Below are 25,372 nucleotides of genomic sequence, written 5' to 3'. Positions count from 1 at the left end.
CGCGGCCGCCAAAGCTCAACCCGCTTCAGGAAGAGACCATGCCCGACCTCGACCAACAACGCTTCGTGCTGGGCCTGACAGGCGGCATCGCCTGCTACAAAAGCGCCGAACTGCTGCGCCGCATGCAGGACCACGGCGCCACCGTCGACGTTGTCATGACCGAAGCGGCCACGCACTTCATCACCGCCACCACCATGCAGGCCTTGTCGGGGCGCCCCGTGTACGTCAACGCCTGGGACAGCCGCGTGCCCAACAGCATGGCCCACATCAACCTGACGCGGGGCGCACGCGCCGTCGTCATCGCCCCGGCCAGCGCCGACTTCCTGGCCAAGCTGGCCCATGGGCTGGCCGACGACCTGCTGTCGACGCTGTGCCTGGCGCGCGGCGGATGCCCGCTGCTGGTGGCGCCCGCCATGAACCGCGAAATGTGGGAGCATCCGGCCACACAGCGCAATGTGCGGCAATTGCGCCAGGACGGCGTGCTCGTTCTGGGCCCGGGAACCGGCGAACAGGCCTGCGGCGAAGTCGGCGACGGCCGCATGCTCGAGCCCGACCAGTTGCTGCAGGAACTGGTCGCCTTTACCCAACCCAAGCTGCTGGCCGGCCGGCGGGTCGTCATCACCGCCGGCCCCACCAGCGAAAAAATCGACCCGGTACGCGTCATCACCAACCGTTCGTCGGGCAAGACGGGCTATGCCATCGCCCGCGCCGCCCACGAGGCGGGCGCGCAGGTCGTGCTGGTCTCAGGGCCCACCGCCCTGCCCGCGCCGCATGGCGTGCGGCGCGTAGACGTCGAAAGCGCCGCCGACATGCACGCGGCGGTCATGGCCGGCGCGCGCGACGCCGACCTGTTCATTGCGGTGGCCGCCGTGGCCGACTGGCACGTTGCCAATGCCAGCGGCAACAAGCTGAAGAAGAACGCCTCGAACCAGCCGCCCGCCCTGCAATTTGCGCCCAACCCGGACATTCTGGCCGAAGTGGCGCGCCTGCCCGACGGCCCCTGGTGCGTCGGCTTCGCGGCCGAAACCGAGAACCTGCACGAGCACGCCCAGGCCAAGCGGCAACGCAAGGGCGTCCCCTTGCTGGTGGGCAATCTGGCGCAGGACTCGATGGGCGGCGACACCACCACCTTCGTGCTCTTCGACGACCAGGGCATCGAGGAACTGCCCAAGCTGAGCAAGACCGACGCCGCGCGCCGCCTGATCAAGGCCATCGCCGCCCGCCTGCCCCGCAAAGCCTGACGCGCTGCCTCCAGGCGCCCTTGGGCGCGCGGCGGCACCGAAGCCCACGCATCAGCCCACGGGCGGGCCGGACCATTCGGCGTGGGTCCTGCCCACCGCCCTGAGCTCTTCCATCAACAGGCATGCGCCCGGCGACGAGCGTTCGGGCGCCCTGCGGAAGATGCCGATGGAGCGGTGTACGGCCCCCGACACCAAGGGCAGCCTCACCAGCGCCCCCGTCTGGATGTCGTGGTGGAAAATGCGCTGCGCCGCCGCCGTGACGAGGTCGCTCTCGAGCAGCAGCCCCCTGATGGTGGACGGATCGGAGGTCTCGACTGTTACGCGCGGATGAGGCAGGCCGTCGGCATCGAGCACGGCGGTCAGGGCGCTGCGGGTGGGCGTACCCTCTCCGGGCAGCACCCAACGCGCATCCAGCACGTCGCGCAAGGTAACCCCAGGGTGCTGCGCAAGGGGGTGGCCCGAACGCGCAATGATCGCGATCCAGTCGTCGAACAGTTTCTCGGACACCAGGGTGGTGTACTGCCCCACCGGCTGCAAGGCCCCCACCAGCAGGTCGATGTCGCCGCACCAAAGGCCGGCCGCCAGGGTCTCGAACGAGCCTTCGACGGTGCCTATGTGCAGATTGGGATACTTGGCCAGCAGGCGGGCGATGGAAACGGGCAGGATCAGCGCGCCGCCGAAAGGCAGCGCACCGACGGTGACCCGGCCCTCGATCTTGCCGCCGAGCATGGCGATCTCGGCGCCGGCGTGGCGCAGTTCGGCCAGGGCGCGCTTCAGGTGCAGCAGCAGGGCCTCGCCGGCCGCGGTCAGGCGCATTACGCCGTCGGCGCGCTGGAACAGGGGCAGGCCGGTGCTGACGTCCAGATCGTGCACCGCCAGGCTTACCGCCGGCTGCGAAATGCCCAGCCTGGCGGCGACGGCGCCCATGTGCCGGAGTTCGGCAAAGGCAAGCAGGACGTCCAGGCGCCTCTTGCCCACCGACAAGGCGAATATCGGCGCGTTCAGCAGCTTGACGCCCTGCACTTCCGCCATGTCCTCGAGCATCTGGCGCGCGCGCCCCATTTCAGCGAAAGCGCCCTCGACACGCCGCAGCAGCACCGTGCCGATCTCGGTCGGCAACATGCCGCGCTCGTGCCTTTCGAAAAGCTTGCCGCCGACGTCGCGCTCGAGTTCTTCGATGGAATAGGATACGGCCGAGCGCGACCTGCGCAGGCTTTCGCCCGCCCGCTTCATGCTGCCTTCGTGGCATACCGCGGCGAAGGCCTTGAGATGCTTGGGATGAAGGATCATGCCGCGCCGCAAGCCGGACAAAGGTTCATGTCTGGCCCAGCTCGAGGGCCGTCTTGCCACTGATGCCCCAATGGCTGCGCGGCACCTCGTCGACCAGGACGCGTATGTTGGCTCGGGGCGCATGCAGGCTTTGGTGGATGGCCTCGGTCACGGCATCGATGAGTTCCGCGATTTCTTCTTCGCTGCGGCCTTGCATGATGGACAGACGGGCGATGGGCATATGCAGATCCTTTCAACCTAGCCAGCGCACCAGCGCCAGCGTCAACATGGGGAACCCCACCAGAAACGCCAGACGTATGAAGTCTGACAACAGGAAGGGAATCACGCCTCGAAATATCGTTCCCAGGGGCAGGTCGCGGGCCACGCCATTGATGACGTAGACGTTCATGCCGACCGGCGGCGTGATGAGGCCCATTTCCATGACCACCATGGCCAGCACGCCGAACCAGATGCTTTTTTCATCGGCGCCCAGCCCCCAGTAATCCAGCCCCAGCACGACGGGCAGCAATATGGGAATGGTGATGACGATCATGGAGAGGCTGTCCATGACGCAGCCCAGAAGGATGTATATGAGCAGAATGGCGATCAGCACGCCGAACGGCCCCAGGCCCAGGCCCTGCACCCACTGGGCTGTTACGTTCGAGATCTGGCTGACGGCCATCAGCGAGCTGAGCATGTCGGCGCCGATCAGGATGAGGAAGATCATGCCCGTGCCCGAAGCCGTGCCTGCGATGCAGGCCGCCAGCCCGCCGTCTTTCAGCCCGCCCGACCTCCAGGCGACCACGCCAGTGGCCAGGACGCCTATGGCGGCGGCTTCGGTGGCGGTGAACAGGCCGCTGTAGATACCGCCCAGCACGGCGACGAAGATGACGATTACCGGCCAGGTGGCCAGCAAGGTGCGTCCGCGCTCGGCCCAGCTATGCCTGGGCACCAGCGGGCCGGCGGCGTCGGCGCGAATGCGCACCACCAGCCCCACCACGACCATATACCCCAATGCTGCGAGCACGCCGGGAACCAATGCCGCCATGAACATCTTGGCGATGTTCTGTTCGGCGAGGATGGCATAGATGATGAGCGGCACCGAGGGCGGAATGAGAATGCCCAGGGTTCCGCCGGCGGCGATGGCGCCGCCCGAAAGGCCCGGCGAATACCCGTGGCGCCGAAGCTCGGGCAGGACGACCTGCGTCATGGTGGCCGCCGTGGCAAGCGACGAGCCGCAGATCGCGCCGAAGCCGGCGCAGGCGCCCACGCCGGCCATGGCCATGCCGCCGCGCCAATGGCCTATGAAAGCGTTGGCGGCCCTGAACAGCGCCCTGGACAAGCCCCCGTAGGTGGCGAACTGGCCCATCAGCAGGAACAGCGGTACGACCGAAAGATCGTACATGGAAAAGCGAGCATACGATGCGTGCTTGAGCGTGGCGACAAGCGCGTCCCAGCCCGAGATCCAGAAGTAGCCCACCGCCCCGGCCACGAACATGGAGATGCCGACGTGGATGCGCAAGGCCAGCATGGCCAGCATGAACACGCCCATCAGCAGCCCGATCTGCACCCCGCTCATGACGGCTCCCGCCATTGCAGCATATTGGACAGGGCGGCCAGGCCCAGCAGCGCGAAGGTGGGGGCCAGCGGCACGTAGGTCCACCACACCGGAAGGCCAAGCACCATGCTGGTTTCCTGGTACTGGCGGATCTCGAGCATGCCCACCCCCGTGCGCCAGGCCAGCAGGAAGGCCACCGCCGCCATCAATATCGACGCCGCGGCGTCAAGAAAGCGCTTGAACGCCGGCGGCGCCTTGAGCGTGAAGAAATCGACCAGGACGTGGCCCCGCTTGATCTCGCAATACGGCAGGCACATGGCAATGCCCACCGCCGAAAGCATGCGAACGAGTTCGTAGTCGCCCGGGACGGCATTGCGCAGGAAAGTGCGTCCCACGATGCTGGCCGCCGACAACACGGCCTCGACGAGGAACAAGGCCACGCCCACCGCGGCAAGGACGCCGCATATGATTTCGAGCAGGCGCCGCGCCGGGCCGGGCGGCGCGTGTTCGGCAAGGAGTGTGTCGTCGTTGCTCATTTACCTGGAGTATTTATCGACCAGTGAAATGGCAGCGTCGTACAAAGCCTGGCCATCGGCGCCCTTCTTGCCCACCGCATCGATCCATTCCTGGCGTATGGAACTCGTTGCCTCGGTCCAGCGCTTCATTTCGTCTTCGCTGATTTCGTACACGGTGTTGCCGCGATCGACCGCCGCCTTGCGGCCCGCCTTGTCGGCCTCTTCGAAGCGCGCAGCCACCCAGGCCGAGGTGTCAGAGCCGCTGTTGGCGTCGATGACTTTCTTGAGCTCGTCGGGCAGGCTGTCGTATTTCTTCTGGTTCATGACGAAGATCATGGTCGACGTGGCCAGCATGCGCGGGCCGGCCGTTTCGGCGTGATATTGCGAAAGCTCGTGCAGCTTGACCCCGGGTATGACCTCCCAGGGCAGCAGGGCCGCGTCGATGACGCCCTTCGAATAGCTTTCGACGGCCTGCGGAAGCGGCATGCCCATGGCACTGGCCCCCAGCTTGGTCAGCAGCTCGTTGCTCAGCCGGGACGGAGCGCGGATCTTCATGCCCCTCAAATCTTCCATGGTCTTGACCTGCTTGTTGCGCATGTGCAGGTAGTTGGGGCCGTTGACCCAGGTGGCAATGGGCTTGACGCCGGCAAACTCGGACTTGGCGTATTGCTGGGTGAAATCCCACAGTGCCCGCGAAGACGCCTGGTGCGTGGTGGCCACGAAAGGCAGCTCGAACACTTCGGAAATCGGAAAACGGCCCGGCGTATACCCGGGTAGCGTCCAGACGATGTCGGCAATGCCGTCGCGGGCCTGGCCAAACAGCTGCGACGGATTGCCGCCCAATTGCATGGCCGGGTAGATCTGGCACTTGAGTTGCCCCTGGGATTCGGACTCGATCTTGTCGCACCAGGGGACGATCATCTTGCTGTGGGCGGCCGAGGCGACGGGCAGAAAATGCGCCACCTTGAGCACGACCGGCTGTGCATGGGCCGCCGGCACGGAAATCAGGATGGCAAACATCGAGGCAAGCAAAGGTCTCATGGCAAACTCCTTGCATGGGTATGAGCACGGGGCTCATGGTGGATGTCGGTTTTGCTGCGCTTGCTACGTTGAAGCTGCCTTATTCTGGCGCGACAACCCAGCCGCCGTCGATCTCAAAATACTTTTATAGGTGCCGAAAAACTTTATAACCCATGGCCTGACTATTACAAAGCGAAGCGGGCGGTGGCACACTCGTGGAAACGAAGGAGGTCTTGCATATGACTGGCATACTGGACATCAACCACGCGGGCAAGGGCCTGCGCTTCGGCGAGGCCGAGGTTACCCGCATCCAGGACTACCACGGTCCCGGCTTCATCAGCACCTTCATGTTTCCCGACTTCCGGCCCGAGATGTGGCGGCAGCACGAGTCGTGGCTGGTGCCGCATTTCTACGATCCGGCCGAAGACCGCATCCGCACCAGCATCCACAGCTGGCTGGTGCGCACGCGCCACCACACCATACTTATCGACAGCTGTATCGGCAATCACAAGCAACGGCCCACCAACCCGCGCTTCCACATGCGCAACGAGCCCTGGCTCGAGCGCCTGGCGGCCGCCGGCGCCGCACCCGAAGACATCGACTTCGTCATGTGCACCCACTTGCACTCAGATCATGTGGGCTGGAACACGCGCCTTGAAAACGGCCGCTGGGTGCCCACGTTTCCCAATGCGCGCTACCTGTTCACCCGTCGCGAGTTCGAACGCTGGGACGAACGCCTCCCCGGCCATGTACCCCGCGAATCCGAGCAGTTCGTATTTTCGGACAGCGTGCTGCCCGTCGAGGAGGCCGGCCAGATGGAATTGATCGACGAAGGCTATACCGTCGACGATCTCCTGACAGTCGAGGCCGCCCCGGGACACACGCCGGGCCACGTCAAGATACGGCTTCGGGGGCACGGAGAGCACGCCCTGTTCTGCGGCGACGTCATCCACCATCCGGTGCAACTGCCCTTTCCCGAGCTGTATTCCATTTTCGACGACGACCGCAGCATGGCCCTGCAGACGCGGCTTGCCGTACTGGACGACTGCGCCCGCAACGACATCCTGCTGTTGCCCACGCATTTTGCCGACCCCTTTCTTTGCAGAATCGAGTCCACCGGCAATAGCTGCGCGCCGTCCTACCTGCCCAAATGGGGTCGCTGAACGGCGCCCGGCCCGGCGCATCCGGACGGGGTATACAATCCTGGGGACGTTTTTTCGCCGGCCGGCCCGCAGACGCGCATCGCGCTGCGCCACGGCATGGCCGGTCCAACCAGCAAAGGATCCCCGCCCGTGTTCAGACGCATTGAAGCCCGCATCGTCAACCCCCTGCTAGGCGCAGAGGTGCCCCTGCCCTCTTATGCCACCGAAGGCGCCGCCGCCATGGACCTGCGGGCCTGCATCGAGGCGCCCATCACGCTGCAGCCCGGCGGGCGGGTACTGGTCAAGTCGGGCCTGGCCATCAACATGATGGACCCCGGCCTGGTGGCTATCGTTGCTTCCCGCTCCGGGCTGTCACTTAAGCACGGGGTCAGGGTTGCGCAGGGCATCGGCGTCATCGATGCCGACTACCATGGCGAGATCGGGGTGATACTGGCCAACGACGGCGAGGCGCCCTATGTGATCGAACCCGGCGAACGCATCGCGCAACTGATGTTCCAGCCCGTGGTCCAGGTGGGCCTGCAGTATGTCGAGCGCTTCTCGATCGAAACCGAGCGGGGCGAGGGCGGCTTCGGCAGCACCGGCCGCAACTGAAACGCCCGGGCCTACTAGCAAGAAGAACCCTAGGCGCAACCCTTCAAAGTAACGCCCTGCCCCGCTTGCAGGGCCCTGCCCGACAGCTTGTCGGCCATCAGCCCCGCCAGGAGATCCAGGGCCTGCTGATGGCCCGCCACCAGCGCCGACACACCCTCTTGAACCGGGACATTGATCTGGGCCCGGCAGACGGTCGCGGGCCCCGAGGCGCCCTGGCGGGGCTCCTGCCGCCAGGTGGCCTCGAGCACCGCGTGGCGTCCATAGATCGACTCAAAGCGCTGCACCGTCACGCCCAGCGCCCATAGGGGCAGGGCCTCGGGCGCCGCACGCGGCGAAACGTCGAGTACGCCCAGGCGGCGCGAGAGATCGTGCGACAAGGCGTTGCGTATTTCGTCGGCGAGCGGCGCGGCCCACTGCGACTCGTTCAGCAGCGTCACCTGAGCATCGCCTTCCCGGCTGAGCACGATCTGCGGCCGATCGACCTGCTCGGGGATATCCACCGCCGAAAGGCTGATGGCAAAGTCGGTGCGTGCCGCGGCCGATGCGGGCTTGTCGGTGCCCATCAGGCTGTAGTAGCGGCTTTGGGGCGCCGAAGCGCAGCCGGCCGCCGCTAGGGCCAGAGCCAGGAATGCCGGAATGAATAGGCGTTTCATGTGATGTCTCCTAGCCGGCCTGGCCGTTGCCGGCCCTGCGGCTGTGCTTTAGCGTTAACAGGCCCTAAGGGGTGGGCAGCACGTCGGCCGGCCGCCCACGCAGCAATGCGGAGGGATGCGTCTGCAGATAGTCGCCCAGAGCCCGCAGCGACTTGGCCGCATTGCCCAGTTCGCGCAGGGCGTCTTCCAGACCGGTGTTCATGGGCGAATCGTCGTCCAGCATGCGTTCGACCTTCTGCAGGGACTGCCGCGCCGCCTTCAGCGTGCCGCCCAGCTGCGGTCCCAGGCCGTCCATGCCGTCGAGCAGGCGATGCAGGGAGGCCAGGCTGGCATGGAGCTCTTTTCCTATGCCGTCGAACGGCACCGCATCGAGCTTGGCCACCACATTGCTCAATTGCTCCTGCAGCTTGTCGAAGCTGCCCGTAACGGTGGGCAGGACCATGGGATTGGCTTGCGGGTCGATTTCGGCCGGCTCGGCATCGCGCACGAAATCGAGGGCGATGTATTGCTGACCCGTCAGCAGGTTGGCGGCCTTGATCTGCGCGCGCAGGCCGTGCTTGACGAGGGGGCCGAGCAGCGCGTTGGCCGGGTAGCTGGCCGCCTTCTGCTCGTCGGACAGCCGATCGTAGGCGCCCCCGAAGCGCAGGGGATACAGGTGCGCCTTCACCAGCACGTGGAAGCGTTTTTCCTTTTCGTCGAACTCTAGGTCGATGTCGTAGACCTCGCCCAGCTGCATGCCACGGAAATCGACCGGCGCGCCCAGCTTGAGGCCGCGGACCGACTGGCGGAAGATCATGTCTATGCGGAACGGGGGCCCATCGGGCTCGGCCATGGCTTCACTTTCATTGTCTGCAAGCGTGAACGTCGCGTCTTCCGGGGCCGGAGCCGTGTTGAAGGGGTTGATCGATGCAAAGGCAATGCCTCCGGCAATGACCGACACCAGCGAGCCCGTCTTGACTTCGACGCCCGAGGCGCCCAGCGACATATTGATGCCGCTGATGTTCCAGAAGCGCGTGTCTTCGGTAATGAAGCGATCGTTGGGTGCATCGATGAAGACCTGCACACTGACCATCCGGCCGTCTTCGGCCAGGTTGTAGCCGATGACCTGGCCCACCTTGATGCGGCGGAAGTAAACGGGCGAACCGATGTCGAGCGTGCCCAGATCTCTGGTAAGAAGCGTTACCCTGCGCCCTTCGCGGCTGGAAGTGATTTCGGGCGGGATTTCCAGCCCCTTGAACGTGGTAACCACGTCGCCGCTGGCGGCATCCTTCGGGGCATCGACGCTGATGTAGGCGCCCGACAGCAAGGTGCCCAGGCCCGAAACCCCGCTGATGCCAAGCCGGGGGCGCACCACCCAGTAGCGCGCCGATTCCTGGGTGTAGTAGCGCGACCCGTCGCGATTGAGCTGCGCCTTGACCAGCACCGTGGAGCGGTCCTGCGAGATGCGGATGTCCTTGACCACGCCCACCACCACGTCCTTGTAGCGGATCTTGGTCTGGCCGACCTCGAGTCCTTCGGCGGATTCGAAACTGATGGTGATGGTGGGACCGACGCTCATCCATCCGCGCACCAGCAGCGACAATCCGACCACGACCGCCACCAGGGGCACCAGCCATATCCAGGAAATACCGGCCTTGCGCCGCGGCTTGACGTTGGGCGCCGGGGCGTGGCCCGCCGGGCCTTGAGCCGTGCCGGAGGGCGGCTTGCCTGCGCCCTCGGGGCCAGCCTCGGAACGGTGCTGATCGCTGCTCATCTGCGGTCCTTCAGTTAGTATTGTTGTATTCCGGGCGCCGCTCCGGCAGGATCGGGGGGCGGCGCGGATGGGTCGTTCACGGCCTGGGGCGACAGCTCGCCGGCCTCTTCAGGGTCGGCATCCCAGCCCAGCCGGGGATCATAGCTCATTGCCGCAAAAATCGTGAGGATCACCACGGCGCCGAAGGCCACGGCGCCGCCTCCGGCGGTGATTTGCGAGAAGCCCGGAAAGTTGGCCATGGCCGACAGAAGCACGACGACGAAAACGTCGAGCATCGACCATTGCCCCACGAACTCGACCAGCTCGTAAAGCCGTGTGCGCTGGCGCTGGATGATGCGTCCGCGCCAGCGGCGCCGGCGCAGCATCAGTACCGAGAGTGCCAGGAGCTTGGTCAGGGGCACCACGACGCTGGCCACAAAGACGATCAGAGCGAGATCCCACGAGCCCAGGCGCCAAAACTCGATGACCCCGCTCAATATGGTGTGGGGCGACGCGCCCGTGGGCGTGTGGATGATCATTACCGGCAGGACATTGGCCGGTATGTACAAGACGGCCGCCGCGATCACGAACGCCCAGGCGCGCGAAAAAGACTCTGGCTTGCGCCGATGCACGCGCGCCCCGCAGCGCCGGCATGGCTCGTGCCCGCCAGGCGCCGGCGCACTTTGCACGAAGCCGCAGGCGTGGCAAGAGGCATGGGGCTCGCCCGCGGCCAGCCCCAGCCCCGAGCGCTCGACCAGGCCGTCGTCTTCGGCATAGCGCCATAGGCGCTGCGCCGAGACCCTTCCGAGGGCGGTGAGCATGAACGACGAAACGGCAAAGGCCCACAAGCCGGGGCCGAATGTGACCGAGGCCAGGTCGAGCAGCTTGACCATGGCCACCAATATGCCCAGCAAGAGCACGGGCAGCATGCTCCAGGGAGCAAGCGCATCGAGCATGCGCATGCCGTACTTGAAATCAGCCGGCAGCCTGGCGGTGGCTATGGCGCGCAGCGCCCAGAACAGGAACAGGATCTGTCCCAGGGGAAAGGCAAAGGCGAACAGGGCCGTGGCAAGCGCCACGCTTGCGTGTCCCTGCTGCCAGGTGATCCACAGGGCGTAGGGCAAGGTGGCGCGCACGCTGACGCCCTGTATGCTGAGCTCGGCGATGGGAAAGTAGTTGGCAATGGCGAAGATGACGGCGGCCGCCACGGCCAGCGCCGTCCATTGATGCAGCGTAAGCCCGCTTTGCCGGTAAAGCACATAGCCGCAGCGCGTGCACGAGGCAATGGCACCCGCCTCGATGGGCTGGCGTACATGGAGGCGATCGCAATGACGGCAGGCAAGCAAAGGCGGGGCCGACATTTCAGGCCCCGCCATCGGCCCCGCAAAGGGAGCCTGTTTGCCGGTTGCGCCGCCTAGTCAATGAGCTCGGCTTCCGAATCGACGGGAGGCCGGTGCTTGAGCTTGGGCGGTTTTTCTTTGTCGCTGATGTCGAGCCTGACCTTGCCCTGCTCGTCGAGATCGACTTCGACATGGCCCCCGTCGGCCAGTCTTCCGAAGAGCAATTCGTCGGCCAGCGCCCGGCGGATGGTGTCTTGAATGAGACGCTGCATGGGACGGGCCCCCATGAGCGGATCGAACCCCTCTTTGGCCAGATGGTCGCGCAGGGCCTGCGAAAAGGAGACCTCGACGCGCTTTTCGTGGAGCTGGTCTTCGAGCTGCATGAGGAACTTGTCGACCACCCGCAGGATGACCTCGCGCGACAGCGGCGTAAAGCCGATGATGGCGTCGAGCCGGTTGCGGAACTCGGGCGTGAACATGCGCTTGATGTCGGCCATTTCGTCGCCGGTCTTGGCCGGCGCCGCGAAGCCTATGGTGGTACGGTTCAGCGCCTCGGCCCCCGCATTGGTCGTCATGATGACGATGACGTTGCGGAAATCGGCCTTGCGGCCGTTGTTGTCGGTAAGCGTGCCGTGGTCCATGACCTGCAGCAGGATGTTGTAGACGTCGGGGTGCGCTTTTTCGATTTCGTCGAGCAGCAGCACGCAGTGCGGCTGTTTGCTGATGGCCTCGGTAAGCAGCCCGCCCTGGTCGAAGCCCACATAGCCCGGCGGCGCGCCGATGAGGCGCGACACGGCATGGCGCTCCATGTACTCGGACATGTCGAAGCGCAGCAGCTCGACACCCAGGGTGAAGGCCAGCTGGCGCGCGACTTCGGTCTTGCCCACGCCGGTGGGGCCCGAGAAGAGGAAGGAGCCGATGGGCTTGTCGGGGCGACCCAGACCCGAACGGGCCATCTTGATCGACGCGGCAAGGGCCTCAATAGCGTTGTCTTGGCCGAAGACCACGGTTTTGAGGTCGCGCTCGAGCGTGGCCAGCTTGTTGCGGTCGTCGCTGGAGACGCTTTGCGGCGGAATGCGCGCGATCTTGGCGACGGTGGCCTCGATTTCGCTTTTGCCGATGACTTTCTTCTGGCGCGAACGCGGCAGCAGGCGCTGGGCCGCACCCGCCTCGTCGATGACGTCGATGGCCTTGTCGGGCAGGAAGCGGTCGTTGATGTGGCGCGCGGCAAGTTCGGCCGCCGCCGTGATGGCCGCGGATGAATAGCGCACGCCGTGATGCGACTCGAAATGGCCCTTCAGGCCGCGCAGGATTTGTATGGTTTGCTGCACAGTGGGCTCGGCCACGTCGATCTTCTGGAAGCGGCGCGACAAGGCGTGGTCTTTTTCGAAGATGCCCCGGTACTCGTTATAGGTGGTGGCGCCCAGGCACTTGAGCTGGCCGGACGACAGCGCCGGCTTGAGCAGGTTGGATGCGTCGAGCGTGCCGCCCGAAGCCGAACCCGCCCCGATGAGCGTGTGGATTTCATCGATGAACAGGATGGCGTTGCGGTTGTCTTTGAGCGACTTGAGCACCGCCTTGAGACGCTGTTCGAAATCACCCCGGTACTTGGTGCCGGCCAGCAATGCGCCCATGTCGAGCGCGTAGACCTCGGCGTCGGCGAGGATGTCGGGGACGTCGCCCTTGACTATGCGCCAGGCCAGGCCCTCGGCGATGGCGGTCTTGCCCACGCCGGCCTCGCCCACGAGCAAGGGGTTGTTCTTGCGCCGACGGCATAAAACCTGAATGACGCGCTCGACCTCGAGCTCGCGCCCGATGAGAGGGTCGATGCGCCCCTGGCGTGCTTCGGCATTGAGATCAGTGGAGTAGAGTTCCAATGGCGATTTCTGCTGGTCGGGTTTGTGTTCGGACTCGGGGGCCGATTGCTTGGCCGGTTCGGCGGCGGGCTCCTCGGGTGTCTTGGTAATACCATGCGACAAAAAGTTGACGACGTCTAGCCGGGTTACCCCCTGCTGCAGCAAGTAGTAGACCGCATGGGAGTCTTTCTCGCCGTACATGGCCACCAGCACATTGGCGCCGGTGACCGTGTTCTTGTTGGAATTGCCGGAGGACACGTGCATGATGGCGCGCTGGATGACGCGCTGAAAGCCCAGCGTGGGCTGGGTGTCGACTTCATCTTCGCCCGGGAATACGGGGGTGTTCTCGGCGATGAATTTACGCAAGTCTTGGCGCAAGGCATCGATATTTGCCGAGCAGGCGCGCAGCACTTCAATAGCGGCTGCGTTGTCGAGCAGGGAAAGCAGCAGATGCTCTACGGTAATAAATTCGTGTCTGGCGGTGCGGGCCTCGACAAAGGCCATGTGCAGACTGACTTCAAGTTCTTCAGAGATCACGCTTCCTCCATTGCATTACGAAGCGGACAAGCATTCGACGATACGATTTCTATGACTAAAGGCCTACCCATATATCAGACCTTGGCCGGCGTCAGGGGTTCCGTGCAAAGGCGGCCGCTTAGTTCTAACTATACCCGTAGTCGGTGTTGATGAAAAACGGATTCATCGGAGCCGCCCGGCTGTACCCTTGACGCCACATGGTTCGTGTGGCCCATGGCATCTAGCAAATGGCGGGCCGGCAAGCCGCGACATGCCGCCGGAAGGCCCTGCCGCCGGGCAGGCCCTGAACCGGACTGCCCCTAAACCCTGAACCGGACTGCCCCTAAATAAAGCGCGGCGTTGGGCAGCTAAATAAAGTGCGGCCTCGGGCAGCGGGCGGGATCAGGCCTCGGGGGCGGGTTCCATGATGCACTGAAGCGGGTGCTGGCGGGCCTGGGCCAGCTGCATGACCATCTCGATGCGGGTGGCGGCGATGTCGCGCGGGTATACGCCACAGACGCCCCGGCCTTCGTGGTGGACCTTGAGCATGATGTGGGCGGCTTCTTCTTCTGATTTGCCGAACACGCGGCGCAGGACGTTGACGACGAACTCCATGGGAGTGTAGTCGTCGTTGAGCATCACCACCTGGTACATGGGAGGCGGCGCCAGCTTGCTTTGCTGGCGGTCGAGAACCGTGTCTTGGTGGATGTCCGTGTCGATTGCCATGATCGCTTCAATCTAAGTAATTACCATAGTTGACTATGGCACGCCATGTTGCGCATTATCCTATTATTCTGAGTGTTACAGCTGTTTGATGGCATCCCCAGAATCCAACGGGCCAAAGGATAAGGTCCTTTGCTGTCGAGTTTCAACCCCACACTATAGTCGAGAGGCAGTACGCATGTCTGAACTAAGCACCCCCTCCGCTGAGGATACCCAAAAGCTGACCGGAACCGTCAAATGGTTCAACGACGCTAAAGGTTTTGGCTTCATTACTCCGGACAACGGCGGAGAAGATCTCTTTGCACACTTTTCCTCCATTCAAATGAACGGCTTCAAAACCCTGAAAGAAGGGCAAAAGGTCGCATTCGAAATCGCTCAGGGGCCCAAGGGCAAGCAAGCCCTCAACATCACGTCTGCCTCTTAACGCGCCCACGACTCAAAAAACACAACAATCGATGTACAAGCACCTCATTGCAAAGAGGCCTTTCGGCCTCTTTTTTTTCGCCTGCGCCGCCATTTGTCTTGCAGCCAGTGTAGTGCCATCGCTGGCGCCGGCACAAGCCAGGCTGCTGCCCACAACCAGTCTTGCGCTTGGCGCCGCCACGGTACATGCGGAAATCGCGGCAACCCCCGAAAACCGCAACCGGGGGCTAATGTTCCGCAAATCGCTGCCCCCCGATCACGGGATGCTGTTCGTGTTCGAAGAAGAGACGACACAGTGCTTCTGGATGAAGAACACCCCGCTGCCATTGACGATCGCCTTCATCGATGCACAGGGCCGCATCATCAATATGCGCGACATGCAGCCCTACAGCGAGGCCAACCACTGCCCTGCCGGGCCCATGCGCTACGCGCTGGAGATGCCGCAGGGGTGGTTTCTTCAGTATGGGATCAAGGCGGGAGAGCAAGTAAAGGGGCTGCCTTAAGCAAAAGCGGCTGCCTCAAGCTGAAGTAGCTGCCTCAAGCAAAAGGGTTGTCTTAAGCAAAAAAGCGCGGCCTTTCGGCCGCGCTTTGGCTTGCATGCCCGCTGTGGCGGGCTGAGCGCTGCGTATTACACGCGCTCGAGGATGACTGCGATGCCCTGTCCGACGCCGATGCACATGGTGCATAGCGCGTAGCGGCCGCCGGTGCGTTGCAGCTGGTAGACCGCGGTGGTGGCCAGGCGAGCCCCGCTGGCGCCCAGGGGATGGCCCAGGGCAATGGCGCCGCCAAGGGGATTGACGCGCGGATCGTCGTCTTTTACGCCCAGCATGCGCAGCACGGCCAGGCCTTGCGAGGCAAAGGCTTCATTGAGCTCGATGACGTCGATCTGGTCGATGGTAAGGCCGGCCAGGGCCAGGGCTTTTTCAGAGGCCGGCGCGGGGCCTATGCCCATGATGCGCGGCTCGACGCCTGCGGTGGCCATGGCCACGATGCGGGCGCGGGGGGTAAGCCCCTGCTGCCTGGCCATTTCTTCGGAGGCGATGAGCAAGGCGCAGGCGCCGTCGTTGACGCCCGACGCATTGCCTGCCGTGATGGTGCCGTCGGGCCGCACGATGGGCTTGAGCTTGGCCAGGGCCTCGAGGCTGGTCTGGCGCGGGTGTTCGTCGGTATCGACCACGACGGGGTCGCCCTTGCGCTGCGGGATGGTGACCGGGGTGATCTCTTCGCGCAACAGCCCGCCCTGCTGGGCGGCGGCCGCCTTGGTCTGGCTGGCCAGGGCGAAAAGGTCTTGGTCTTCGCGCGACACCTTGAACTGATCGGCCACGTTCTCGGCCGTTTCGGGCATGGAGTCGATGCCGTATTTTTCCTTCATGAGCTTGTTCACGAAGCGCCAGCCGATGGTGGTGTCTTCGATGGAAGCCTTGCGGGAAAAGGCGGAGTCGGCCTTGCCCATCACGAAGGGAGCGCGGCTCATGCTTTCGACCCCCCCGGCCAGCACGAAGCGCGCGTCACCCGAACGGATGGCGCGGGCGGCGCTGCCCACCGCGTCGAGCCCCGAACCGCAGAGCCGGTTTATGGTGGCGCCGGGCACGCTGACCGGCAGGCCGGCAAGCAGCACCGCCATGCGGGCGACGTTGCGGTTGTCTTCGCCGGCCTGGTTGGCGCAGCCGTACAGGGCGTCGTCAAGCAGGCTGAAGTCGACATCGGGGTTGCGCTGGATCAGTGCCTTGATGGGCACTGCGCCCAGGTCGTCGGCGCGCACCGGCGACAAGGAGCCGCCGTAGCGGCCGAAAGGGGTGCGAATAGCATCGCAAATGAAAGCATGTGTGGTCATGATGAGAAGGCCTGTACAGCTATGACTTAACCGAGGTTCTTGGCGGCGAAATCCCAGTTGGCCAGGTTCCAGAAGTTTTCGAGGTATTTGGGACGCGCGTTACGGTAATCGATGTAGTACGCGTGTTCCCAGACGTCACAGGTAAGCAGCGGCACGTCGGAGGTGGTGAGAGGCGTGGCGGCATTGCTGGTGTTGACGATGTCGAGCGAGCCGTCGGGCTTCTTGACCAGCCAGGTCCAGCCCGAACCGAAGTTGCCGGCGGCCGATTTATTGAAGGCTTCTTTGAACGCCGCGACGCTGCCCCACTTGGCATTGATGGCCTCGGCCAGCTTGCCGGAGGGTTCGCCGCCGCCATTGGGCGACAGGCTGTTCCAGTAGAAAGTGTGGTTCCAGACCTGGGCTGAATTGTTGAACACGCCGCCGGACGATTTCTTGATGATGTCTTCAAGCGAGGCGGATTCGAATTCGGTGCCGGCGATGAGGTTGTTCAGGTTGGTGACATAGGCCTGATGATGCTTGCCGTAGTGGAATTCCAGAGTCTCTTTGGAGATCGTGGGAGCCAGCGCATCGATCGCGTAAGGAAGGGGAGGAAGCTCAAAAGCCATGTTCTGTATCCTTAAAAAGCTTGTTGACTAAGAAAAACGAGATGCCGCCCATTATTGTATGGGCTTGGATTATTTTTGTATGGGTCTGATTACTTCGACGTCCGCCCCGCCCTGCCCCAGCTCGATGGCCAGGCGGTCGCCCTTGTTCAAGTCTAACGCATTTTTTACCAACGCCCCGCTCTGGTCGCGCACGATGGCATAGCCCCGGTTCAGGATCTTGCGCGGGTTCAGCGCCTCGAGCGTCTGCAGGGCCGATTCCAGGCGCAGCCGGCGCGAGGCCAGCAAATGCGGCGCGCAGGCCGCAAGGCGGTTCTCTTGCGCGCGCAGGCCTGCCCGCAAGCCGGCCAGGTCGGGCCGGCGATGCGCAAGCCCGGCCTGCGCCCTTTCCAGCCGGGTGGCCCGGGCACGCTGCTGGTCGGCGGCCGCGCGGACCAGGCGCAATTTCAGCGACTGCAGTCTTTCGTTCTGGCGCTCCAGCCGCTCTTGCGGCGAAACCAGCATGCCCACCGCGCGGTCGAGCCTGAGCGCGGCGCGTTCGAACCAGCGCCGCTGGTGCAAGGCCATGGACTGCATTGCGGCGTCGACGCGTTCGAGGCAGGCCTGACGCGGCAGGCAGCACAGCTCGGCCGCCGCCGTGGGTGTGGGGGCGCGCAAATCGGCCACGAAATCGGCAATGGTGAAGTCGGTTTCGTGGCCGACTCCGCTGATGACGGGAATGGGACTGGCCGCGATGACGCGCGCCAGCGCTTCGTCGTTGAAGCTCCAGAGGTCTTCGAGGCTGCCTCCGCCGCGCACCAGCAGCAGGGTCTCGACCTCGTTGCGTGCAATCGCCTGGGACAACGCCTGGCAAAGCCGGCCCGCCGAGTCGGCCCCCTGCACCGGAGCCGGATAGACGATGACGCGCACATGAGGCGCGCGCCGTGCCATCGCCGACAAGACGTCGCGCAGCGCGGCGGCGGCCAGCGAGGTGACGACACCCACCGCCCTGGGCAGGGTCGGGATGGAGCGCTTGCGCTGCGGGTCGAACAGGCCCTCGTCGCCCAGCCTGGCCTTCAGGGCCAGGAAGGCTTCGTGCAGGTCGCCCTGGCCCGCTCGCCGCATGGCCTCGACCTGAAGCTGGTAATCGCCGCGGGCCTGATACAGCGTGACGCTGGCCCTGAGCTCGAAACGCTCGCCGGGCCGGGGCGTAAAGCCGACGGCCTGGGCCCTGCTGCGAAACATGACGGCCTTTACCGCAGCCGCTTCGTCCTTGAGGGTGAAGTACCAGTGCCCCGAGGCCGCGCGGGTGAAATTGGAGATCTCGCCCCGTACCCAGACCTGGCTGAAGTGCCCCTCGAGCAAATTGCCGACCTGACGGTTCAGCTGAGCCACCGTGAGTACAGCATCGTTCAGGGGAGGCGGGGACGAGAACATGGCAGCCCAGGTTAAAAAAGAAGGACTATAGCAAACCCCATGCCGGCGTCCCGGCCCTTACCCGGCTTTCCACAAGCCCGCTGCGTTCGTCAAATCATTGAAATATCAATCAAATTGAAGGAACTCGTAAAACCAAGCTTTAATTTAGAGTCTTAAGTAACTGATTTAAAACAATAATATTTTATGTGGCCTGGCGAACGGAAAATGCCCACTGAACCTCCAGGCCCGGGGGAATGCGCTTGTCGCAGCCTTTATACACAGAATTATCCACAGTTTCTGTGGATACCCTGTCGAAAGCCTTGCCCCATGCCGATTTTGTCCCTGGACGCCAGGCTCCGCAATACTTGCGGGGGCTCGCACAGCCGTCTCGGGCTTTCCTGCTGGACCGCGGCCTGTCGGGCGCCGGGCTCCCCCGGCGCTTCGCCTGCGTTCACCCGGCTTCATTCCGCCTTTCGCCATTTTGCGCGGCCGCACCGTAAAATGCCCAGCATGACATCCACGACGATACGGCGGAGAACCCATCTTGCTGCAAATGATTGACGAGGCCGGCTGGCCCATCTGGCTGCTGATAGTCACTTCGGTGCTGGGCCTGGCGCTGATCATCGAACGGTTTCTCGCCCTGCGCCGCCAGCGCATCGTGCCGCAGGGGCTGCTTGACCGCGTGGTCGACGTGGCCCGGCGCGGCGGCGGCGGCCGGGAAACCCTCGAGCGCCTGGCGGACAGCTCGCCGCTTGGGCGCATACTGGCCGAGGTCGTGGCAGTGCGCGGCGAATCCAGCGACTATCGAACGGCTGCCATCGAAGAGGCCGGCCGCGACGTGGCGCAAGAACTCAACCGCTACATTCCAGCCTTGTCCACCATCGCCGTGGTAGCGCCCCTGATGGGCCTCTTCGGCACGGTGGTGGGCATGATAGAGATTTTCGGTTCTTATACGCCGGCGGGCGGCGACCCCGCCCAGCTGGCCCGGGGCATCTCCATCGCACTCTACAACACGGGCTTCGGCATACTCATCGCCATTCCGGCGCTGATCTTCCATCGCTATTTCCGTTCGCGCGTGGAACACTACCTGCACCAGATGGAGCGGCAGGCCGGCATACTCAACCGTGTCCTGGCCAACGATGCCGACCGGCCCCTGCCCTGAGGCGACGACGCCATGAATTTCCGACGCAGATCCTGGGACGACGAACCGGACATCAACCTGATTCCCCTTATCGACGTGCTGCTGGTCATTCTGATCTTTCTGGCCGCCACCACCTCGTTCAATCGCATGCAGCAGTTCGAGATCAAGCTGCCGCAAGCCCAGGCCCAGGCGCCCGAACTCCAGGCGCTGAACATCGCGGTAAGCCGCGAGGGCCTTTACGCGCTGCAGGGACAACTGATCGGCGAGGGCAGCACGGCCGAGATCGCCAACGCGCTGCGCCAGGCGCGCCAGTCGCCAGAACAGGCGCTGGTCATCAATGCCGACGCCCAGAGCCCGCATGAATCGGTCATGCGCATACTCGAAGCCGCACAGCAGGCCGGGGTTGGGCGCATCAACTTCGCGGTCCAGAGCCCGCCATGAAACCCGCGAGCGGCATCGCGGCGCGCATTCATGCCATGTGGCAGGACAAGGGGCCGGCCAGCACAGCGCTGCTGCCCCTGGCATGGATCACCGGCCTGGTCGTACGCGCGCGCCGGCGCCGGGCTCGGTCGCGCCCCGCGCCTCGTTCCACACTGCCCACCGTGGTGGTGGGCAATCTGGTGGTGGGCGGCACCGGCAAGACTCCGGTCGTCATCGCCGTGGCGCACAGGTTGCGCGCGCTGGGCTGGACGCCCGGCATCGTCAGCCGAGGCTACGGCGTCAGCCTGGGGCCTGCTCCGCGCACGGGCCAGGGCGCGCTCGATGCGGCCGAATTCGGCGACGAACCCGCGCTGATCGCCCGCGCCACCGGCGCTCCCATTGCAGTGCATCCGCAACGCAGCCTGGCCCGCGAAGCCCTGGCCCGGCAATTTCCCGCTGTGGACGTCGTGATTTCCGACGATGGGCTGCAGCACCTGGCGCTGAGCCGGGATGTGGAAATCGTGGTGCAGGACGCCCGCGGCGTCGGCAACGGCAGGCTGCTGCCGGCCGGCCCGCTGCGCGAACCCGCCTCCAAGCTGGACGAGGTGGCCTTTATTGTGGAAAACGGCGGGCCGCGCGCCGCCGGCGGACATGCGTCGCCACAAACATCCGGTGCCGCGTACGGCCGGCCTACAACGGCGTCGAAATCGGAGGCCGGCGGCCCCGAGCGTATCGGCATGCGCCTTGAGCCGACCCGCGCCGAGCAGTTGGGCAGCGGCGCCACCCTGGGCTGGAGCGACTGGGTGGCCCGTCACCGCGACCGCCCGATGGCAGCCGTCGCAGCCATCGGCCAGCCCCAGCGTTTTTTCGACACGCTGCTCGAGGCCGGCCTGCGGCTGCGCACCACCGTGGCGCTGCCCGACCACGATGCCTACGAAAAATCGCCCTTTGGTTCCCTGCCCGAAGAAATCATCGCCATCACCGCCAAGGACGCCGTCAAGTGCGGCCGCTTTGCCGACCCACGCGTCTGGGTGGTTCATGTCGAGGCGAATTTCTCCGATCCCTCGTGGCTGGATCGCCTGTCGGAGCGGCTTGCCCAAGCCGCGGCCCAAAGGCATTAAACTTCAATATTCGAACGAATACCCGGAGCGCACGTGGAATCCCATCTGCTCGACATCCTTGTCTGCCCATTGTGCAAGGGCCGCCTGCAATACGACCGCCAGGCTCAGGAACTTGCCTGCCACGCCGACAAACTGGCTTTTCCCATCCGCGACGGCATCCCCGTCATGCTTGAAAGCGAGGCGCGCTCGCTGAACAGCGCCCCGCCGCCTGCCGCCGGCGCCGATCAGGCCCGGCCCGAGCAAGCCGCCGAGCCGGACTCCAAAGCGTGAGCTTCGTTGCCGTCATACCGGCGCGCGCGGCCTCGACCCGCCTGCCCGGCAAGCCGCTGCTGGACATCGCCGGCAAGCCCATGGTGGTGCGCACCGCCGAGCGCGCGGCGCTTTCGGGCGCGCGCCAGGTCGTCGTGGCCACCGACGACACGCGCATCCGCGACGCGGTGGCGGCGCACGGCTTCCAGGCCCTCATGACCCGCCCCGACCACCCCACCGGCACCGACCGGCTGGCCGAAGTGGCCGAGCATCTGGGCCTGGACGACGAAGCCGTGGTCGTCAATGTGCAAGGCGACGAACCCCTGATCGAGCCGGCGCTCGTCGATGCGGTGGCGCAGCTTCTTGCGCGCAGCCCCGAAGCGGCCATTGCCACTTGCGCGGCCCCGATCGGCGATGCGCAGGCCCTGTTCAATCCCAATGTGGTCAAGGTCGTATGCGACGCCCGGGGCGAAGCGCTCTATTTTTCGCGCGCTCCTATCCCCTGGGCACGGGATGCCCTGGCCGACGGCCGGCAACGCCTGGCGGCCGGTCTTCCTGCGCTGCAACATATCGGCCTGTACGCCTATCGCGCGGGCTTCCTCAAACGCTTCCCGGGCCTTGCCATCGGCGCCCTCGAAAAGTTCGAATCGCTCGAGCAATTGCGCGCCATGGAGAACGGCTACCGCATTGCCGTCATGGCCGTCGACAGCCATCCGGCGGCCGGCGTCGACACAGAAGCCGACCTGGAGCGCGTGCGCGGCATATTCATAAATCGGTTATAAATCGTCCTCGAAACCAATGCCGTGCCTGGCGATTTCATCAGGGCGGCGAGCCGGCCGGCACACGACATCAGACCGGCGTTGTAAAATTTGCTGCATTGCCGCATCAGCAAGAATTTGGAAAGCATACTCAGGGAGGTATTCATGCGATTGATCCTGCTCGGCCCACCCGGCGCTGGTAAGGGAACGCAGGCCGCGTTCATCACCGAGAAATTCGGCATTCCCCAAATCTCTACGGGCGACATGCTGCGCGCCGCCGTCAAGGCCCAGACCCCGCTGGGGCTCGAAGCAAAGAAAATCATGGATACCGGCGGACTCGTCTCCGACGACATCATCATCGGCCTGGTGCGCGACCGCCTCGAGCAGCCCGACTGTGAAAACGGCTATCTGTTCGACGGCTTCCCCCGCACCATCCCGCAGGCGGACGCCCTGAAAGAAGCCAACATCGCCCTGGACTTCGTCGTCGAGATCGTCGTGCCCGACGAGAACATCATCGAGCGCATGAGCGGACGCCGCGTGCACCCCGCCAGCGGCCGCAGCTACCACGTTACGTTCAACCCTCCCAAAACGCCCGACGTCGACGACCTTACCGGCGAAGCGCTGGTGCAGCGCGACGATGACCGCGAGGAAACCGTGCGCCACCGCTTGTCGGTGTATCAGCAGCAGACACGCCCGCTGGTCGACTACTATTCCGGCTGGGCCCAAAGCGGCGACGACAACGCCCCGGCCTTCCGCCAAGTGTCGGGCGTGGGTTCGCTCGAGGAAATCCGCCAGCGCATCGCCGACGCGCTCAAGTAAGAAGCACGCCATAGCAGCCGGGGCGGGCACGACACCCGTCCCACCTAGAGGAAAATCATGGAGATAAAGAACAAAGTATTCGTCGTCACGGGCGCCGCATCGGGCCTGGGCGCGGGCACGGCCCGCATGCTGGTCGCCGAGGGCGCCAAGGTGGTGCTGGCCGACGTGCAAGATGAAGCCGGCAAGCAGCTGGCCGCCGAGCTGGGCCAGACTTATGTGCACTGCGACGTCACCCAGGAAGCCGACGGCGTTGCCGCCGTCGAGGCCGCCAAGAAGCTGGGCCCCCTGTTCGGCCTGGTCAGCTGCGCCGGCGTTGCGCCGGCCTCGCGCACAGTGGGCAAGAACGGCCCCCACGCCCTGGAACTCTTCCAGAAAGTCGTCATGATCAACCTGGTGGGCACCTTCAACATGGTCCGCCTTGCGGCGGCCGCCATGGGCGAAAACCAGCCCGAATCCACCGGCGAGCGCGGCGTGCTGATCAACACCGCCTCGGTGGCCGCCTACGACGGCCAGATCGGCCAGGCGGCATACTCGGCCTCCAAGGCCGGCGTGGCGGGCATGACGCTGCCCATCGCGCGGGACCTGTCCAAGGTGGGCATACGCTGCGTCACCATCGCGCCGGGCATTTTCGGCACGCCCATGGTGTTCGGCATGCCCCAGGAAGTGCAGGACTCGCTCGCCGCCAGCATCCCCTTCCCCTCGCGCCTGGGCCGTCCGGAAGACTATGCCAAGCTGGTCCACAGCATCATCACGAACGAAATGCTCAACGGCGAGACCATCCGCCTGGACGGCGCCATCCGCATGGCACCCAAGTAAGCACCCATGAGCCTGCTCCGGTCGGCCGCCACGGTCAGCGGCCTTACCTTGTGCTCACGCATCACGGGCCTGTTCCGCGACATACTCATCGCCAGTTCTTTCGGGGCGGGCCCCCTGACCGACGCTTTCTGGGTCGCATTCCGCATTCCCAACTTGCTGCGCCGGCTCTTCGCCGAGGGCGCCTTCTCGCAAGCCTTCGTACCCATACTGGGCGAAGCGCGCAACCAGGGCACGCCCGAAACGGTCAAGGTGCTGCTCGACCGCGTGGCCCTGCTGCTGACCGTGATACTGATGGGCGTCACGGCGGCCGGCATCATCGCCGCGCCCTGGGTGGTAACGGCCATGGCCAGCGGGCTGCTGGCCGAATCCAGGCAAACAGCCTTCGACGCCGCCGTATGGATGACGCGGCTGATGTTCCCTTATATTTTGTGCATGTCGCTGGTGGCCTTCGCCTCGGGCGTGCTCAACACCTGGAGCCGTTTCGCCGTACCGGCCTTCACGCCCGTGCTGCTCAACCTCAGCATGATAGGCGCCTGCCTGTTCCTGGTGCCCTATTTCGACGTGCCCATCTATGCGCTGGCGGCGGGCGTGATGCTCGGGGGCATCGCCCAGCTGGCGGTGCAATGGGCAGCCCTTTCGCGGCTGGGGCTGCGCCCGCGCATGTCGCTCGATGTGCGCCAGGCCTGGCGCGACTCCACCGTGCGCCGCATCGCGCGCCTGATGGTGCCGGCCACCCTGGGCGTCTCGGTGGCGCAGATCTCGCTGCTCATCAACACCAATATCGCCACCTGGCTGGCTTCGGGCAGCGTCACCTGGCTGTCGTTCGCCGACCGGCTGATGGAGTTTCCCACCGCCCTGCTGGGCATCGCCCTGGGCACCGTCCTGCTGCCCAGCCTGTCGGCCGCGCACGCGCGTGACGACCATGAAGGCTACAACGCCCTGCTCGACTGGGGCCTGCGTCTGGTCGTCCTGCTGGGGCTGCCGGCGGCCCTGGGCATGGCCCTGCTTTCCGAAGGCCTGGTCGCCACGCTGTTCAATTACGGGGCCTTCGGCGCCGCGGACGTGCAGCAGACACGGCTGGCGGTCATGGCCTACGCCGTCGGCCTGCTGGGCCTGCTGGCGATCAAAATCCTGGCGCCGGGCTTCTATGCCAAGCAGGACATCCGCACGCCGGTGCGCATCGCCATCGTCGTGCTGGTACTGACCCAGGCGATGAACCTCATCTTCGTGCCGCTGTTCCAGCATGCGGGCCTGGCGCTTTCCATCGGGCTGGGCGCCACTTTCAACGCCCTGATGCTGCTGGTGCTGCTGCGCCGGCGCGGTGTCTATCGCCCCTCGCGGGGCTGGACCGCCTTCGGGGCGCGCTGCGCGCCCGCCATGGCCGCCCTGAGCGGCCTGCTGTGGCTGGCCAACAGCCGCATCGACTGGGTCGGACCTTCGGTACACGGGGGCGAGCGCGCGCTGATGCTGGCCGGCGTGCTCGTGGCGGCTGCCGCGGTGTATTTCGGCGTGTTGTTCGTTTGCGGGTTCAGGCCCAGGCACTTTACAAAAAGGGGTTTATAAGGTAGACTAGCTGTCTTTGCCGATTAAACCTAGCAGCAGCTAACACAGACCCAC

Annotated in this window: 26 protein-coding genes; 13 read left to right on the top strand and 13 right to left on the bottom strand. The window is 64.9% G+C overall.

Annotated elements, in window-relative coordinates:
- Window positions 1–38 precede the first annotated feature (38 nt).
- Window positions 39–1,241 (top strand): bifunctional phosphopantothenoylcysteine decarboxylase/phosphopantothenate--cysteine ligase CoaBC, encoded by a 1,203-nt coding sequence (gene coaBC / locus C7440_RS16235; protein WP_017523663.1) that lies wholly within the window; start codon window positions 39–41, stop codon window positions 1,239–1,241.
- A 51-nt stretch (window positions 1,242–1,292) separates the two neighbouring features.
- Here the strand turns inward: coaBC and C7440_RS16230 are convergent, their stop codons facing one another.
- From C7440_RS16230 to C7440_RS16210, 5 genes are read right to left on the bottom strand one after another with little or no spacing between them, the layout of a single operon-like run.
- Complete coding sequence (locus tag C7440_RS16230) at window positions 1,293–2,531, bottom strand: LysR family transcriptional regulator (protein ID WP_017523664.1); 1,239 nt, start codon at window positions 2,529–2,531, stop codon at window positions 1,293–1,295.
- Between the two features lie 25 nt (window positions 2,532–2,556).
- A complete protein-coding gene (locus C7440_RS16225; RefSeq protein WP_017523665.1) occupies window positions 2,557–2,751 on the bottom strand; it encodes a 2-hydroxymuconate tautomerase family protein in 195 nt (64 codons plus the stop codon).
- Between the two features lie 12 nt (window positions 2,752–2,763).
- Window positions 2,764–4,089, bottom strand: coding sequence for a TRAP transporter large permease (locus C7440_RS16220; RefSeq protein WP_017523666.1), 1,326 nt, complete (start codon window positions 4,087–4,089; stop codon window positions 2,764–2,766).
- Entirely contained in the window at window positions 4,086–4,604 is a 519-nt protein-coding gene (locus C7440_RS16215; protein ID WP_017523667.1) for a TRAP transporter small permease, read from the bottom strand. The genes C7440_RS16220 and C7440_RS16215 overlap by 4 nt, the downstream gene beginning before the upstream one ends.
- A complete protein-coding gene (locus tag C7440_RS16210) occupies window positions 4,605–5,624 on the bottom strand; it encodes a TRAP transporter substrate-binding protein (protein ID WP_051019230.1) in 1,020 nt (339 codons plus the stop codon). It lies immediately after the preceding gene.
- A gap of 218 nt (window positions 5,625–5,842) precedes the next feature.
- Between C7440_RS16210 and C7440_RS16205 the strand changes: the two genes are divergently transcribed.
- Both C7440_RS16205 and dut read left to right on the top strand, forming a co-directional pair.
- On the top strand, window positions 5,843–6,766 hold the full coding sequence (locus C7440_RS16205; protein WP_017523669.1) for an MBL fold metallo-hydrolase: 924 nt from the start codon (window positions 5,843–5,845) through the stop codon (window positions 6,764–6,766).
- A gap of 129 nt (window positions 6,767–6,895) precedes the next feature.
- Window positions 6,896–7,357 carry a dUTP diphosphatase gene (dut, locus tag C7440_RS16200; protein ID WP_017523670.1) on the top strand — a complete coding sequence of 154 codons (462 nt, stop codon included), beginning with the start codon at window positions 6,896–6,898 and terminating at the stop codon, window positions 7,355–7,357.
- Window positions 7,358–7,386: 29 nt separating this feature from the next.
- Here the strand turns inward: dut and C7440_RS16195 are convergent, their stop codons facing one another.
- The 5 genes from C7440_RS16195 to clpS all read right to left on the bottom strand — a co-directional run bounded on the left by C7440_RS16195 (window position 7,387) and on the right by clpS (window position 14,180).
- Complete coding sequence (locus tag C7440_RS16195; RefSeq protein WP_017523671.1) at window positions 7,387–8,010, bottom strand: PqiC family protein; 624 nt, start codon at window positions 8,008–8,010, stop codon at window positions 7,387–7,389.
- 64 nt (window positions 8,011–8,074) lie between these two features.
- Entirely contained in the window at window positions 8,075–9,763 is a 1,689-nt protein-coding gene (locus C7440_RS16190) for a PqiB family protein (protein WP_017523672.1), read from the bottom strand.
- Window positions 9,764–9,777: 14 nt separating this feature from the next.
- Complete coding sequence (locus C7440_RS16185) at window positions 9,778–11,103, bottom strand: paraquat-inducible protein A (protein ID WP_017523673.1); 1,326 nt, start codon at window positions 11,101–11,103, stop codon at window positions 9,778–9,780.
- Window positions 11,104–11,156: 53 nt separating this feature from the next.
- On the bottom strand, window positions 11,157–13,475 hold the full coding sequence (gene clpA, locus C7440_RS16180; protein ID WP_017523674.1) for an ATP-dependent Clp protease ATP-binding subunit ClpA: 2,319 nt from the start codon (window positions 13,473–13,475) through the stop codon (window positions 11,157–11,159).
- A 381-nt stretch (window positions 13,476–13,856) separates the two neighbouring features.
- On the bottom strand, window positions 13,857–14,180 hold the full coding sequence (clpS, locus tag C7440_RS16175) for an ATP-dependent Clp protease adapter ClpS (RefSeq protein WP_017523675.1): 324 nt from the start codon (window positions 14,178–14,180) through the stop codon (window positions 13,857–13,859).
- Between the two features lie 175 nt (window positions 14,181–14,355).
- Between clpS and C7440_RS16170 the strand changes: the two genes are divergently transcribed.
- Complete coding sequence (locus C7440_RS16170) at window positions 14,356–14,601, top strand: cold-shock protein (RefSeq protein ID WP_017523676.1); 246 nt, start codon at window positions 14,356–14,358, stop codon at window positions 14,599–14,601.
- Between the two features lie 31 nt (window positions 14,602–14,632).
- Window positions 14,633–15,103, top strand: a complete 471-nt coding sequence (locus C7440_RS16165; RefSeq protein ID WP_017523677.1) for a DUF192 domain-containing protein — start codon at window positions 14,633–14,635, stop codon at window positions 15,101–15,103.
- 125 nt (window positions 15,104–15,228) lie between these two features.
- Here the strand turns inward: C7440_RS16165 and pcaF are convergent, their stop codons facing one another.
- The 3 genes from pcaF to xseA form a co-directional block, all read right to left on the bottom strand.
- Window positions 15,229–16,434 carry a 3-oxoadipyl-CoA thiolase gene (gene pcaF / locus C7440_RS16160; RefSeq protein WP_017523678.1) on the bottom strand — a complete coding sequence of 402 codons (1,206 nt, stop codon included), beginning with the start codon at window positions 16,432–16,434 and terminating at the stop codon, window positions 15,229–15,231.
- A 26-nt stretch (window positions 16,435–16,460) separates the two neighbouring features.
- Window positions 16,461–17,039 (bottom strand): superoxide dismutase [Fe], encoded by a 579-nt coding sequence (sodB, locus tag C7440_RS16155; protein ID WP_017523679.1) that lies wholly within the window; start codon window positions 17,037–17,039, stop codon window positions 16,461–16,463.
- A 69-nt stretch (window positions 17,040–17,108) separates the two neighbouring features.
- Window positions 17,109–18,452 carry an exodeoxyribonuclease VII large subunit gene (gene xseA / locus C7440_RS16150; RefSeq protein WP_040548571.1) on the bottom strand — a complete coding sequence of 448 codons (1,344 nt, stop codon included), beginning with the start codon at window positions 18,450–18,452 and terminating at the stop codon, window positions 17,109–17,111.
- Window positions 18,453–18,975: 523 nt separating this feature from the next.
- Here xseA and C7440_RS16145 point away from each other — a divergent pair.
- The 8 genes from C7440_RS16145 to murJ all read left to right on the top strand — a co-directional run bounded on the left by C7440_RS16145 (window position 18,976) and on the right by murJ (window position 25,318).
- Window positions 18,976–19,593, top strand: coding sequence for a MotA/TolQ/ExbB proton channel family protein (locus C7440_RS16145; RefSeq protein WP_026067786.1), 618 nt, complete (start codon window positions 18,976–18,978; stop codon window positions 19,591–19,593).
- Between the two features lie 12 nt (window positions 19,594–19,605).
- The gene (locus C7440_RS16140; protein ID WP_017523682.1) at window positions 19,606–20,013 is read left to right on the top strand and encodes an ExbD/TolR family protein; all 408 of its coding nucleotides are present in this window, start codon (window positions 19,606–19,608) and stop codon (window positions 20,011–20,013) included.
- Window positions 20,010–21,113, top strand: a complete 1,104-nt coding sequence (lpxK, locus tag C7440_RS16135) for a tetraacyldisaccharide 4'-kinase (RefSeq protein WP_116519239.1) — start codon at window positions 20,010–20,012, stop codon at window positions 21,111–21,113. Before C7440_RS16140 ends, lpxK begins: the two co-directional genes overlap by 4 nt.
- 33 nt (window positions 21,114–21,146) lie before the next feature.
- A complete protein-coding gene (locus C7440_RS16130; protein WP_017523684.1) occupies window positions 21,147–21,383 on the top strand; it encodes a Trm112 family protein in 237 nt (78 codons plus the stop codon).
- A complete protein-coding gene (gene kdsB / locus C7440_RS16125; RefSeq protein ID WP_017523685.1) occupies window positions 21,380–22,144 on the top strand; it encodes a 3-deoxy-manno-octulosonate cytidylyltransferase in 765 nt (254 codons plus the stop codon). The genes C7440_RS16130 and kdsB overlap by 4 nt, the downstream gene beginning before the upstream one ends.
- A gap of 141 nt (window positions 22,145–22,285) precedes the next feature.
- Window positions 22,286–22,939 carry an adenylate kinase gene (gene adk / locus C7440_RS16120; protein ID WP_026067787.1) on the top strand — a complete coding sequence of 218 codons (654 nt, stop codon included), beginning with the start codon at window positions 22,286–22,288 and terminating at the stop codon, window positions 22,937–22,939.
- Window positions 22,940–22,996: 57 nt separating this feature from the next.
- Window positions 22,997–23,755 carry a 3-hydroxyacyl-CoA dehydrogenase gene (locus C7440_RS16115; protein ID WP_017523687.1) on the top strand — a complete coding sequence of 253 codons (759 nt, stop codon included), beginning with the start codon at window positions 22,997–22,999 and terminating at the stop codon, window positions 23,753–23,755.
- A gap of 6 nt (window positions 23,756–23,761) precedes the next feature.
- Window positions 23,762–25,318, top strand: a complete 1,557-nt coding sequence (gene murJ, locus C7440_RS16110) for a murein biosynthesis integral membrane protein MurJ (protein ID WP_116519238.1) — start codon at window positions 23,762–23,764, stop codon at window positions 25,316–25,318.
- Window positions 25,319–25,372 lie beyond the last annotated feature (54 nt).

The organism is Pusillimonas noertemannii, assembly GCF_003096595.1.
In the GTDB taxonomy this organism is placed as follows: domain Bacteria; phylum Pseudomonadota; class Gammaproteobacteria; order Burkholderiales; family Burkholderiaceae_B; genus Pusillimonas; species Pusillimonas noertemannii.
The sequence above is the reverse complement of the archived record's forward strand: the minus strand, read 5'-3'. Positions and strand labels throughout refer to the sequence as shown.

Coding starts and splice junctions, on each gene's coding strand:
- pcaF (WP_017523678.1), bottom strand. CDS start 16,434: ATGACCACACATGCTTTCATTTGCGATGCTATTCGCACCCCTTTCGGC.
- C7440_RS16165 (WP_017523677.1), top strand. CDS start 14,633: ATGTACAAGCACCTCATTGCAAAGAGGCCTTTCGGCCTCTTTTTTTTC.
- C7440_RS16215 (WP_017523667.1), bottom strand. CDS start 4,604: ATGAGCAACGACGACACACTCCTTGCCGAACACGCGCCGCCCGGCCCG.
- C7440_RS16115 (WP_017523687.1), top strand. CDS start 22,997: ATGGAGATAAAGAACAAAGTATTCGTCGTCACGGGCGCCGCATCGGGC.
- C7440_RS16230 (WP_017523664.1), bottom strand. CDS start 2,531: ATGATCCTTCATCCCAAGCATCTCAAGGCCTTCGCCGCGGTATGCCAC.
- C7440_RS16205 (WP_017523669.1), top strand. CDS start 5,843: ATGACTGGCATACTGGACATCAACCACGCGGGCAAGGGCCTGCGCTTC.
- clpS (WP_017523675.1), bottom strand. CDS start 14,180: ATGGCAATCGACACGGACATCCACCAAGACACGGTTCTCGACCGCCAG.
- C7440_RS16195 (WP_017523671.1), bottom strand. CDS start 8,010: ATGAAACGCCTATTCATTCCGGCATTCCTGGCTCTGGCCCTAGCGGCG.
- adk (WP_026067787.1), top strand. CDS start 22,286: ATGCGATTGATCCTGCTCGGCCCACCCGGCGCTGGTAAGGGAACGCAG.
- C7440_RS16170 (WP_017523676.1), top strand. CDS start 14,356: ATGTCTGAACTAAGCACCCCCTCCGCTGAGGATACCCAAAAGCTGACC.
- sodB (WP_017523679.1), bottom strand. CDS start 17,039: ATGGCTTTTGAGCTTCCTCCCCTTCCTTACGCGATCGATGCGCTGGCT.
- xseA (WP_040548571.1), bottom strand. CDS start 18,452: ATGTTCTCGTCCCCGCCTCCCCTGAACGATGCTGTACTCACGGTGGCT.
- lpxK (WP_116519239.1), top strand. CDS start 20,010: ATGAAACCCGCGAGCGGCATCGCGGCGCGCATTCATGCCATGTGGCAG.
- C7440_RS16225 (WP_017523665.1), bottom strand. CDS start 2,751: ATGCCCATCGCCCGTCTGTCCATCATGCAAGGCCGCAGCGAAGAAGAA.
- C7440_RS16185 (WP_017523673.1), bottom strand. CDS start 11,103: ATGTCGGCCCCGCCTTTGCTTGCCTGCCGTCATTGCGATCGCCTCCAT.
- C7440_RS16140 (WP_017523682.1), top strand. CDS start 19,606: ATGAATTTCCGACGCAGATCCTGGGACGACGAACCGGACATCAACCTG.
- C7440_RS16210 (WP_051019230.1), bottom strand. CDS start 5,624: ATGAGACCTTTGCTTGCCTCGATGTTTGCCATCCTGATTTCCGTGCCG.
- C7440_RS16190 (WP_017523672.1), bottom strand. CDS start 9,763: ATGAGCAGCGATCAGCACCGTTCCGAGGCTGGCCCCGAGGGCGCAGGC.
- coaBC (WP_017523663.1), top strand. CDS start 39: ATGCCCGACCTCGACCAACAACGCTTCGTGCTGGGCCTGACAGGCGGC.
- murJ (WP_116519238.1), top strand. CDS start 23,762: ATGAGCCTGCTCCGGTCGGCCGCCACGGTCAGCGGCCTTACCTTGTGC.
- C7440_RS16220 (WP_017523666.1), bottom strand. CDS start 4,089: ATGAGCGGGGTGCAGATCGGGCTGCTGATGGGCGTGTTCATGCTGGCC.